This is a genomic window from Cellulomonas bogoriensis 69B4 = DSM 16987 (assembly GCF_000767165.1).
Taxonomy (GTDB): domain Bacteria; phylum Actinomycetota; class Actinomycetes; order Actinomycetales; family Cellulomonadaceae; genus Actinotalea; species Actinotalea bogoriensis.
This window is the reverse complement of the sequence record NZ_AXCZ01000082.1, coordinates 1-11,793: the sequence shown is the minus strand read 5'-3', so window position 1 is coordinate 11,793 and position 11,793 is coordinate 1. Positions and strand designations below refer to the sequence as shown.

Sequence of the window (11,793 nt, the reverse complement as noted above, 5' to 3'; positions counted from 1 at the left end):
TGGGGGTCGAGCACGACCTCGTCGGCCTAGCCGACCTGGGCGCCGACGCGCCCGCCCCGCCCGAACCCGGCCCCGGCGACGTCGCGGCCGTCCTGTTCACCTCGGGCTCCACCGGCCCGGCCAAGGGCGTGGTCTACACCCACGAGCAGCTGGCCGCCGCCCGCGACGTGCTGTCGCAGAAGTACGACATCGGGCCCGGCACGGGCCTGGTCGCCGGGTTCGCGCCGTTCGCGCTGCTCGGCCCCGCGCTCGGCACCCGGTCCGTCACCCCGGACATGGACGTCACCTCACCCCGCACCCTCACGGCACGGGCGGTCGCCGCCGCTGCGGCGTCGGTCGAGGCCACCGTCATGTTCCTGTCGCCCGCGGCCCTCAGCAACGTCGTCGCGACCGCCACCGGGCTCGGCGACGCCGACGACCACGCCCTGGGCCGGATCCGCACGTTCCTGTCCGCCGGGGCGCCCGTGCCCGAGCACCTGCTGGCAGCCGCGGGCATGCTGATGCCGCACGCGACCCCCCACACCCCCTACGGGATGACCGAGGGTCTGCTCATGACGGACATCACCCTGGACCAGATCCGCCAGGCGGCGTCCGACGACCCGGCCGGCGGGGTGTGCGTCGGGTGGCCCGCCCCCGGGGTGCAGGTCCGGGTCAGCGCCCTGGACGACGCGGGGGACGCCACCGGTGAACCGGCGACCACCCCCGGTGTCACCGGCGAGATCGTCGTCCACGCCCCGCACCTGAAGGACCACTACGACCGGCTGTGGTGGACCGACCGCACCAGCCGCCTGGGCCTGGACGGGCCCCGGTGGCACCGCACCGGTGACGTCGGCCACCTGGACGACCAGGGCCGGCTGTGGGTCGAGGGACGCCTCACCCACGTGCTGCACACCCCCGACGGGCCCCTGACCCCCGTCGCGCCCGAGCAGCGGGCCGAGTCCGTGCCCGGCGTCGGACGTGCCGCCGTCGTGGGCGTGGGCCCGCGCGGCGCCCAGCAGGTCGTGGTCGTCGCCGAGACCACCACCTCCCGGCCCCGCCTCGCCGCCCCCGACCTCACCGCCCAGGTGCGCAGCGCCGTCGACCCCCGGGTGGTGGCCGTGCTGGAGGTCCCCCAGCTGCCCACGGACGTACGCCACAACTCCAAGATCGACCGGTCGCGGCTGTCCCGCTGGGCGGGGCAGGTGCTGGCCGGCGGGAGGATGACCACCCCATGACCGTCCTCGTCACCGGCGCCAGCGGCATGCTCGGCGGTGCGGTCGCCCAGGCCCTGCTGGACGCCGGCCACCAGGTGCGTACCTTCCAGCGCGGGCCCTGCGGGCTGCCCGGTGCGCAGGAGGCCCGCGGCTCGGTCACCGACCCCACCGCCGTGGACCAGGCGGTCGCCGGGGTCGAGGCCGTCGTGCACCTCGCCGCAAAGGTGTCGTTGAGCGGTGAGCCGGGTGAGTTCGTCGCCGTGAACGTCGACGGCACCCGCAACCTCCTGGACGCCGCCCGACGCCACGGGGCGACCCGGTTCGTGCAGGTCTCGTCCCCGTCGGTGGCCCACACCGGGACGTCGATCGTCGGCGCGGACGCCGAACCCGCCGACCCCGAGCGCGCACGCGGGCACTACGCACGCACCAAGGCCGCGTCCGAGCTGCTCGCGCTCGCGGCCGACGGGCCCGACCTGGGTGTGGTGGCGGTGCGCCCGCACGTGGTGTGGGGGCCGGGCGACACGCAGTTGGTGGAGCGGGTGGTCGAGCGGGCACGCGCGGGCCGTTTGCCGCTGCTGGGGCACGGCGCGGCGCTGATCGACACCACCTACGTGGACAACGCGGCCGGTGCGATCGTCGCGGCGCTGGGTCGACTGGGGGACCAGGACGGCACGGTGCGCGGCCAGGCGTACGTCGTGACGAACGGCGAGCCCCGGACGGTCGCAGAGATGCTCGCGGGCATGTGCCGGGCGTTCGGGGTGCCGGAACCACGGGTGCGGGTGCCGGGTGCGGTGGCGCGCCTGGCCGGGAGCCTCGTCGAGCAGCTGTGGTCGGTGGACGCCGTGCGGGAGGCCCTGGGCGAGGCCGTGGGGGGTGATGGGGAGCCGCCGATGACGCGGTTCCTGGCCGAGCAACTGTCGACCGCGCACTGGTTCGACCAGCGCCGTACCCGCGACGACCTTCGATGGTCACCCAGCGTGACCATTGAGGAGGGTCTGGCCCGCCTGGCGTCGGCAGCGGGCTGACCTGCACCTTCACGACACCTGCACGAGGCGTCCGCGAGGTGAAACGTTTCGCGTCCCGTCGCGAGGTTCCGTTCGGTGTCCGATTTGTCTAGCGTCGCGGTCAGGCGTGAGGTGCGTCCTGCCGGGACGACCTGCGCCGTTCAGCCTGCGTCACCGACGGCGGTGGGCGCGGGGTCACAGGCGCACCAGGACGGAGATCATCGATGATCCGAGACGGCAGACGACCAGGGCGGGTGCGGACCTCGGTGGTCGCGGCGCTCACGGCGTTCGTGACCGGGGTGGTGGCGCTGGTCGCTCTCGCCCTGCCCGCCCAGGCGGCCACCGTCGACACGGGTGCGTGGTACGTGCTGGTGAACCGGCAGAGCGGCAAGGCCATGGAGATCCGGGACTTCTCCACCTCGGACGGTGGCGTCATCCAGCAGTGGACCCGCAACGACGGCGAGTGGCAGCAGTGGCGGTTCGTGGACGTCGGGTCCGGCTGGTACCAGCTGCGGAACCGGCACTCGGGCAAGGTCCTGGACGTGTGGGAGCGGTCCACGGCCGACGGGGCGTCGATCCGCCAGTTCGCGGGCCACGACGGTCACAACCAGCAGTTCCGGCTGGTCGACTCCGAGGGCGACCGGGTCCGACTGATCGCCCGGCACAGCACCAAGGCCGTCACCGTCACCGACCGGTCCACCGCCGACGGCGCGACCGTCACCCAGCTGGAGAACCGCAACCAGTACAACCAGCAGTGGGAGCTCGTGCGTGTCGGCAGCGGTAACGGTTCGACCCCGCCCGGTGGGGGAACCACCCCGCCGGCCACCCAGACCGGCGCGGTCGGGTGGGCCGCCCAGGGTGGCGGCACCACCGGTGGGGGAAGTGCCTCGGTCACCACGGTGACGTCGGCGTCGGCACTGGAGTCGGCGGCGTCGGGCACCAGCGCGGCGGTGATCCGGGTGCAGGGCACCATCAGCTGCTCGGGCATGATCCGGATCGGGTCCAACAAGACGATCGAGGGGGCGTCCGGGGCGCGCATCACGGGCTGCGGGTTGAACATCCGCCAGTCGCAGAACGTCATCGTCCGCAACCTCACGTTCGACCGGTGGGACGACGACGCCATCAACATCGAGACCTCTGAGCGGATCCTCATCACGCGCAACACGTTCGGCTCGGGCTACGACGGGTCCGTGGACATCAAGCGGGCCGCGGACTACGTGACGGTCTCCTGGAACCACTTCCGGGGCAACGACAAGAACAGCCTCGTCGGGCACTCGGACGACAACGGCTCCCAGGACCGCGGCAAGCTGCGCGTCACCTACCACCACAACTGGTTCGACGGCACCAACCAGCGCAACCCACGGGTGCGGTTCGGCAACCCCGTGCACGTGTTCAACAACCTGTACAGCAACGTCGGGTCCTACGGGATCGCCTCGACCGAGGAGGCCGGCGTGCTCGTGGAGGGCAACTACTTCGAGAACACCCGCAACCCGTTCGTCCTGGGCCAGGCGGCCTCCGGGCCGGGCACGCTCGTCGCCCGCAACAACCACTTCGTCGGCTCGGGCAGCGGTCAGCAGACCGGTTCCGTCCGGGCGATCCCGTACTCCTACACCCTCGACAACGCCAGCCAGGTGAAGTCGATCGTGCAGGGCGGGGCCGGGGCCCGGTAACCCTTCGACCGGGCTCCACAGACGTCAGGCCGGCACCCACGCCCCCTCCGGTGCCGGCCTGACGCGTGCCTGGGTGACGGGGGCCCCGCTAGCCTTGGCTGATCACGATCAGCCCGTTGCCGCAAGGCGCGGGCTGATTTTCTTCTGCAGGGAGACGTGTGGCGGAGGGGCGCCGCCGGGAGATCAGTGGCAGCTGTCCATGCCGTAGGGATGGATACGACGGTGCGTTATCCATCCCTACGCGGTGCGGGCGGTCTCGCGCCTGGTCGAGTTTGGGTCGACGCCGGCTCGGGCACCCCTGGCCCGGCCGACGCACGCTCGCCCAACCCGAAGGCTTCCCAGACCGTCGTGGTACCCGTACGGGTATAGGTTTGACCAGTGTCATGTCGGTCGGGATCGGGAGTGGTCATGAAGCTCGTCGTCGTCGGTGGGGTCGCTGCCGGGATGTCCATCGCGGCCAGGGCCCGTCGCCTGGACGAGCACGCGCAGATCGTGGTGCTCGAGCGCGGTGCCCACGTGTCGTTCGCGAACTGCGGCCTGCCGTATCACGTGGGTGAGGTCATCGCCGACCGCTCACGACTCCTGCTGCAGACCCCGCAGAGCCTCGCCGAGTCCCTCGACCTGGACGTGCGCACCGGTGTGGAGGTCCTAGCGATCGACCGTGAGGCGAAGACCGTCCGCGCACGCGACCTGGCCACCGGGCGGGAGTACGACGAGCCGTACGACACCCTCGCCCTGACGCCCGGCGCCGAGCCTGTCCGGCCACCGCTGCCCGGCATCGACCTGCCCGGGGTGCACGTGCTGCGCCGCATCGGGGACATGGACCGCATCAAGGCCGACGTCGACGGCGTGACGGACGGTCCCCCGGCCCGTCACGCCGTCGTTATCGGCGCCGGGTACATCGGGCTGGAGATGGCAGAGAACCTCCACGCCCGCGGTGTGGCCGTCGAGGTCGTCGAGATGACCGACCAGGTCCTGCCCGCGCTGGACCGTGAGATGACCACGACCGTCGAGAACCACCTGCGCGCCCACGGCGTGGCACTGCACCTGGGCACCGCAGCCGCCGCGTTCACCACGGGCCGTGAACGGCGCCTGCGCGTGGAGCTGAAGAACCACACCGTCGTCGAGACGGACCTGGTCGTCCTGGCCGCAGGGGTGCGTCCCGCCACGGCGCTCGCCGTCGACGCCGGCCTGGAGCTCGGACCGCGAGGAGGCATCAAGGTCGACGCCCGCCTGCGCACCTCCGACCCGTCGATCTACGCCGCCGGTGACGCCGTGGAGGTCGAGCACGCGGCCCTGCCCGGCACGTGGCTGATCCCCTTGGCGGGTCCGGCGAACCGGCAGGGTCGGGTGGCTGCCGACAACATCTGCGGGCGTGACACCACGTTCAGCGACGTGCAGGCCACGTCCGTGGTCAAGGTGTTCGACATGGTCGCCGGTGGCACCGGTGCCACCGAGAAGCAGCTCCGCGAGGCGGGCATCGACCACCACGTCGCCCACACCCACCCGCACGGCCACGCCGGCTACTACCCGGGCACGTCGATGATGCACCTCAAGGTCCTGTTCGCCCCCGGGACCGGGCAGATCCTCGGCGCGCAGATCGCCGGGTTCGACGGCGTCGACAAGCGCCTGGACGTCCTGGCCACCGCCATGCGCGCAGGGATGACGGTCACCGCCCTGCAGGACCTCGAGCTCGCCTACGCGCCACCGTTCGGCTCCGCCAAGGACCCCGTGAACATGATCGGGTTCGTCGCGAGCAACGTCCTGGCCGGTGACCTGCAGCTGTGGCACGCCCCGGACTACCCCGACGCCGTCGACGGGGCCCGCATCATCGACGTGCGCGGCCCGGACGAGTACGACGTGTGGCACATCCCCGGTGCCGAGAACGTGCCCCTGAAGGACCTGCGCGCAGCCGCCGAGCAGTGGGACCGTGACACGCCCATCAGGCTGTACTGCGCCGTGGGGTTCCGGTCGTACCTGGCCTACCGCAGTCTGGTGCAACGCGGGTTCGCCGACGTCCGGACGCTGTCCGGTGGTTCTGCGACGTTCCGCGCCCACCACCACGTGACCCCCAGCGAGCTCGATGCCCCCACCCCCGCGATCAGCTACGCCGAGAACCACGCCGATCCCGCACCCGCGGAGGGGGCGGGCACCGTCGTCGACCTGGACTGCACAGGTCTGGCGTGCCCGGGGCCGATCATGAAGCTGCAGCAGACGGTCGCCGGCCTGGCCCCGGGCGACGAGGTCGTGGCCCACGTCTCGGACCCGGGGTTCGCCCTGGACGCTCCCGCCTGGGCCACCCGCAACGGTCACACCCTGGTATCCCTCACCCCGGAGGGCCCTGGTTACGCGGCCCGCGTCCGCAAGGGTGGCGGGTCCGGAGGGCCCGTGCGGGACGTCGCGGCCGGCCCGGTACCGCCGGCGGCGGCACGACTGACGGACAAGAAGTCGTTCGTGGTGTTCTCCGGCGACATGGACAAGGTCGTGGCCGCGTTCATCCTCGCCAACGGTGCGGTCGCCATGGGCGACGAGGTGTCGATGTTCTTCACCTTCTGGGGGCTGAACTCGCTGCGCAGGCAGGACCCACCGCGCCGCAAGCGGCCGCTGATGCACCGCATGTTCGCCATGATGATGCCGTCGGGGGCCTCGCGTCTGCCGTTGTCGACCATGAACATGGCCGGTGCAGGACCCGCACTGATCAAGTCCGTGATGCGCAAGAACAACGTGGCGTCCCTGCCCGCGCTCATCGCCTCGGCCCAGGAGGGTGGTGTGCGCCTGGTCGGGTGCACGATGACCATGGAGCTGCTCGGGATCGCCCAGGAGGACCTCATCGACGGGGTCGAGCTCGGTGGTGTCGCCACGTTCCTCGGTGAGGCCAATGAGTCCAACGGGGCGTTCTTCATCTGACCCTCACTCGGTGGCCGTCGCTCCACGCAGACGCTCGGTCATGCTGGGACCGCGCCGGCGAGCACCGCGGCACCGGCGCCACGTAGCGCCGCGCCCACGGTCTGCGGTGTCACCCCGGGGCCGGCGGCCATGGCCCCGTCCCGCAGCATCACCAGCTGCACCGCCACACCTTCGGGGTCCTGGGCGCCCAGGCGTCGCAGCAGGTCGGTGGCGGTCGCCCGGAGCCATGCCCGGTGCTCCTCGGTGACCACGCGTGCGGGGTGCTCGGGGTCGGGGTACTCGGCGACGGCGTTGAGGAACGGGCACCCGCGGAACGCCGGGCCGCACACCTCCTCGCCCAGGCGGGTCGCGTACGCGTCCAGCACGGCCAGGGGGTCGTCCGCGTGTGCGTCGACCCATTACCGGACCGCGTGCTGCTCGGCTGCGGCCACAGTCCTCAGGTAGGCCACCACCAGGTCGTCCTTGGTGGGGAAGTGTCGGTAGAAGGTGGCTTTGGTGACACCGGCGGCGGCGATCACCGCGTCGGCGCTCACTGCCCGGATGCCCTCGACGTAGAACCGGGGCATCGCCGCCTCGAGGATGCGCCGTGCTGTCGCCGACTGGGTGCCGCCGCGGCCGGCCGGCCCACCAGCGGTTAGCCGGACATCACGCTGTGGGAGCCCTTCTCCGCTGCCGGGTGTGGCTCGCCCGTAGGCGACCCGTGTGCGCTACTTAGAACTCGTTTCAGAATGCGGTGGTGGGGAGCTTCCGGTAGCAGATGAGGATGCAGGCGAGCTTGAGGAGTCCGAGGTGCAGGTCGTCGCGGATCTCGTAGCGGGTGCGCAGGCGTTTGAAGTGGTGGAGCCAGGCGAAGCCGCGCTCGACGACCCAACGCTTCTTGCCCAGACCTGAACCGTGGGCCACGCCGCGTCGCGCGATGTGGGAGGTGATGCCGCGCCGGCGGAGTTCGCGGCGGTACTTGTCGAAGTCGTAGCCGCGATCGGCGTACAGGTGCCTCGGCTTCTGCCTGGGCCGCCCGACGAGGCCCCTGATCCGGGGCAGGGTGTCGACCAGCGGCAGCAGCTGGGTCACGTCGTGGCGGTTCCCGCCGGTCAGCGTGACCTGCAGCGGGACGCCGTTGGCATCGACGATCAGGTGGTGCTTGCTACCAGCGCGGCCGCGGTCGACCGGGGATGGGCCGACGTGCGCCCCCCTTTGAGGGCCCGCACGTGCGAGCCGTCCACGGACATCTCGTCCAGGTTCAGCAGCCCCTGCGCGCGAAGCTCAGCAAGCAGCGCCTCGTGGAGCTGGGGCCACACGCCGGCTTCGGTCCACTCCCGCAGCCGCCGCCAGCACGTCACCCCCGAGACTCCGAGCGCCTGGCGCGGCACATGCGCCCAGCCGACCCCGTGCTTGAGCACGAACACGATCCCGGCCAACGCCGCCCGATCATCCAGACGGTGACGACCGTGGTGCAGCCGCGGGCGCGGCTTGGCAGCTGGCAGCAGCGGCGCGAGCCGCTCCCACAGACCATCCGGTACGAGTTCCTCGATCACGACCAGCAGCCTTCACCACCCCCAGCGGCCGAACCCGCCAGACACGCCGACCATTCTGAAACGAGTTCTTACTGGACTGCACGCAATCTGGCCCGCTAAGATCATCGCGCAGTCATCACGGGGGTCTACTCGACCCTGACCTGGTGTGACAAAACGCCAACGCCAAGGGAGCTGTCTGTCGAAGGCTGCGACGCCTGACCCAGTGCAATCCAGCACGAATCCAGTCAGGAGAAGTATGATGAAGAACCCAGTCAAGAGAGTCGCGTGGGTGAGTGCCATCGCGATGGCGTTCGGTCTTGCTGTTGCCCCCATGGCAACTGCTTCCGGCGTCGGCAACACGGTCAATGGTTGTACCGCACAGTGGTTCTCGACAGCATTCTCGCTCAACTGTAGGGATGTTTCGTCTGCGGGCTACTACCAGAGCAAGGGAAACTGCTCTGCACAGGTTGACAGGAACGGCCGAGTGGCCTACCTGAACAAGGGAACCACCAGGAACGGTGTGTCGTCGGAACAGTGTCGATTCTCTGTCACGAGCGCTTCCGCGCACTACCTGGGCAGCTGAACATGATGGTGGGGTACGCCTCGCGGGCGCACCCCACCATCATGTTCCCAAATCGTCTGTTCGATTCGCATACAATAGGATAGAGGGAGTGCCCGCTGTGGATGTGCAGCTCCGCAAAGTAGTGCAAGGGTACGGCCGGCGCTGCGTCCTAGACAACGTGTCTCTTGCTTTGGAACCGGGCATCACCGCCCTGCTGGGCCCGAACGGGGCTGGCAAGTCCACACTAATGAGGACTCTAGTGACCGACCTGCCGGTGCGCGGTGGTGAGATCGTGCTTTACGGCCGAGTCCTACACAACGCGTCCCAGCGACACAGCGCTCGCCAGTTGATCGGCTACCTACCGCAGGATTTTGGCTATGACTCGCGCTTCACGGTGCAGGAGTATGTGACCTATCTGGCGTGGTTGCGCGGGGTGTCGGCAACGGGCCGTACACGGGCAGTGGATCGCGCTCTTGATCTAGTGGCGTTGCTCGATCATCGGAGCACTCGGATGGGGCGGCTGTCAGGCGGAATGCGGCAGCGCGCCGGTATCGCCGGCGCCATCGTCGGAGACCCGTCCCTGGTCGTGCTAGACGAACCGACAGTTGGCCTGGACCCGTCTCAGAGGGCCGATTTCCGCCGCGTTCTCACACGATTGCCCGCCTCCCACGTACTTCTCAGTACCCATCTCACCGATGATGTGGCAAATGTTGCCCAGCATGTGGTCGTGCTGAACCGTGGCGTCGTCCAGCACCAGGGTGCCGTCGCTGACCTCGTTGCCAACTACGGTTCTGTCGAGTCGGGCTATCTGAGCCTCGTCGGCGAGGTCGAGGTGGACCGATGACTGCGCTGACTCTGGAACTTCGCCGCTCGGCGATCCTATGGGCGATTGCGCCGGTCGCGATCGGGTGGGCGTGGCTATCGTTGTCACGTTCGTTGATGTGGCTTGGCTCATGGCCCGCAGCGACCACCAACGCCACCGCCCCCGCTGATTACGCAGCTGTCGTGCTCGGGGCTCTTATCGGGGCGGAGGCCGCGCGCCGCCGCGAACGTGCCCCCCGTGCAGCAATGCGGATGGGCAAACGCACTTGGTCCGCCATGGCAGCCCACCTCACGGCTGGGCTAGCGCTATCCCTAGCTCCGATGGTGTGTGTGCTAGCCGTTGTCGCTGTGTACAACAGCGGTCACGCCCCTCCAGGGCACCTCTGGTTGCCATATATGGCCTTCGCTACTTTCGTCATGGTCACAGCGCTGTGTGCAGCCCACCTAGTTGGATTCGCAGTTCCATCCGTCCCGATCGGTGCCCTCGCGGGAGCAACCGCGGGCTTCATCACAACCGCCTACGCCGGGATCCCGCTCGCAGGGCCGCCAGACCAGACGATGGACTTGGGGCGCCTCACTGTTGCAGGGGTGACCATGGCACTTAGTATCGCAGCAGCGGTCTGGATCCCAACAATGGTAATGACGGCCGGATCATCCAGAGCGCTCACGTGGTCGAAGACGGCATCCGTTCTCGCCGCGGCTGGGGCGGCACTTGCAGTAGTCGGAGCTTCCGGGGTCATCCCGGTTCAGGTGCCGCGTGACCCTGTCGCCTCACCGGTGTGTTCGAGCTCAGAGCCACAAGTCTGTGTCTGGCCGGAGCATGCCAACTACTTGCCGATGTTGGTCCCCCTCGCCCAGAGAATCACCGAGAGTTCCGACGGGATTCTCCCCGTGCCGAAGGAGTTCATTCAGGAGGGGCTGAGTGCCGACCCAGGAGCTCTGAACACCTTCAGCTGGATTGCGCCCGATGCTGGATTGTGGCACGTCGCGGAGGGCTTCGCTTCTGCCGTATTGAACAACCAAGCAGCGGAGACGAGGTGCTGGCCCGTCGAGGAGGAGGACTGGGAACAGCGACGTGTGCTCAACACTCAGTTGAGCTACTGGCTGACTGCCCGGGCCTACCAGGGCGGCCGACCTGCGGATTACCACGGCAACTTTGGGGATACCGCCGAGGCTGCAGCAGTTCTCGAACTGGATGTCGCGTCTCAGCGTGAGTGGGTAGCTGACGTCCTGCGGCGAATTGAGGAGATCCCTTGCGTCACCGATGGCTCGGGAGAATGAGGGGCTCAGGTGCCGCTGGCCTCACCCTGTACATGCGTACCCATCACGGGTGGGAGTTCTTGGCGGGACTCATAATCCTCAGCGTCCTCCTGTTGATTAGTACGCGGAGTCCGGGCGGAATCGATTCATGGGTCGGTGCAACCACGACACCTTCGAGTGTCGCGGTCACCACTGGGATGGGTATTCTCGTCGCGACCACCTGGCCTACGCGAGGCGGGCATCACGAGGACGCTCTGGCCACGCCGACTCCCGCCCTGGTCAGGAAGCTCCACCCGGTGGTGGTGACGCTCCTGACCGGCGTAGTGGCTTCGTTAGTCACAGGATTTGGTATGGGCTCGGCAGGGGCGGCGGTGGCTACCAGTAGGTCCGTTCTTCTTTGGTCTGCGCTGGCTTTGATGGGCGCGTCGAGCGCACGTGGATATCTTGTGTGGGTGCTCCCGTTGGCCTACTTCACTGTGATCACAACCGTCGGTTACCACGACTCTGGAGAACCGCTCTGGTGGAATATTCCCCGTCAGCCTGCGGGCCAACCTATTGCGTGGGTGTTGACAGTAGTGGCAGTCATATTTGCCGCTCTTGTTCTCCGACAACCAAGACGTTAGCCCGGTTCCTTCATCGGTGACCGAGTGACGTCGCGACGGCGGTTTGACCGTCGTTGTGCGCTGATTGCGGTGTGAGGTTGTGGCGGGGGGCAGATGTCGCTCGGGAGTGCCGCTTCCACGGCCCGGGGGCCTGCGGGTCGTCGGGACGGAGAACGGGATCAACCGGGGGCGCCTGGGCTCGTATGCGATTAGGGATCCTCCTATGTCCGTCAAGTGGGCTCTTCACTATGGATGTGTG

At 68.9% G+C, this 11,793-nt stretch carries 10 protein-coding genes; 7 read left to right on the top strand and 3 right to left on the bottom strand.

The window, feature by feature from the left end; all coding sequences use genetic code 11:
- From N869_RS08885 to N869_RS08870, 4 genes are all read left to right on the top strand, one after another.
- Positions 1-1,214, top strand: a 1,214-nt coding sequence (locus N869_RS08885) for an AMP-binding protein (protein ID WP_035060418.1), incomplete at its 5' end; no start/stop codon positions are given.
- On the top strand, positions 1,211-2,218 hold the full coding sequence (locus N869_RS08880; RefSeq protein WP_035060415.1) for an NAD-dependent epimerase/dehydratase family protein: 1,008 nt from the start codon (positions 1,211-1,213) through the stop codon (positions 2,216-2,218). The genes N869_RS08885 and N869_RS08880, both read left to right, overlap by 4 nt.
- A 203-nt stretch (positions 2,219-2,421) precedes the next feature.
- Entirely contained in the window at positions 2,422-3,867 is a 1,446-nt protein-coding gene (locus tag N869_RS08875) for a pectate lyase family protein (protein WP_035060412.1), read from the top strand.
- A 408-nt stretch (positions 3,868-4,275) separates the two neighbouring features.
- Positions 4,276-6,774: an FAD-dependent oxidoreductase gene (locus N869_RS08870; RefSeq protein WP_035060424.1), complete on the top strand. Its 2,499-nt coding sequence runs from the start codon at positions 4,276-4,278 to the stop codon at positions 6,772-6,774.
- Between the two features lie 38 nt (positions 6,775-6,812).
- Here N869_RS08870 and N869_RS17745 read toward each other — a convergent pair whose 3' ends face one another.
- The 3 genes from N869_RS17745 to N869_RS16955 form a co-directional block, all read right to left on the bottom strand.
- Positions 6,813-7,139 (bottom strand): hypothetical protein, encoded by a 327-nt coding sequence (locus N869_RS17745; RefSeq protein WP_198026012.1) that lies wholly within the window; start codon positions 7,137-7,139, stop codon positions 6,813-6,815.
- Between the two features lie 33 nt (positions 7,140-7,172).
- Entirely contained in the window at positions 7,173-7,340 is a 168-nt protein-coding gene (locus N869_RS17740) for a helix-turn-helix domain-containing protein (protein ID WP_198026011.1), read from the bottom strand.
- A 157-nt stretch (positions 7,341-7,497) separates the two neighbouring features.
- Positions 7,498-8,309 (bottom strand): IS5 family transposase gene (locus tag N869_RS16955; protein ID WP_408606349.1). Its coding sequence is split into 2 segments (ribosomal slippage): positions 7,498-7,958 and positions 7,958-8,309, totalling 813 coding nucleotides; the frame shifts between segments, so codons are not numbered across the junction.
- Between the two features lie 238 nt (positions 8,310-8,547).
- On the opposite strand from N869_RS16955, the gene N869_RS17355 reads away from it, so the two are divergent.
- From N869_RS17355 to N869_RS18885, 3 genes are read left to right on the top strand one after another with little or no spacing between them, the layout of a single operon-like run.
- Positions 8,548-8,871 carry a hypothetical protein gene (locus N869_RS17355; protein WP_156968457.1) on the top strand — a complete coding sequence of 108 codons (324 nt, stop codon included), beginning with the start codon at positions 8,548-8,550 and terminating at the stop codon, positions 8,869-8,871.
- Complete coding sequence (locus N869_RS08850; protein WP_332248764.1) at positions 8,807-9,694, top strand: ATP-binding cassette domain-containing protein; 888 nt, start codon at positions 8,807-8,809, stop codon at positions 9,692-9,694. Before N869_RS17355 ends, N869_RS08850 begins: the two co-directional genes overlap by 65 nt.
- Positions 9,691-10,953 (top strand): DUF7224 domain-containing protein, encoded by a 1,263-nt coding sequence (locus N869_RS18885; RefSeq protein ID WP_456297587.1) that lies wholly within the window; start codon positions 9,691-9,693, stop codon positions 10,951-10,953. The genes N869_RS08850 and N869_RS18885 overlap by 4 nt, the downstream gene beginning before the upstream one ends.
- Positions 10,954-11,793 lie beyond the last annotated feature (840 nt).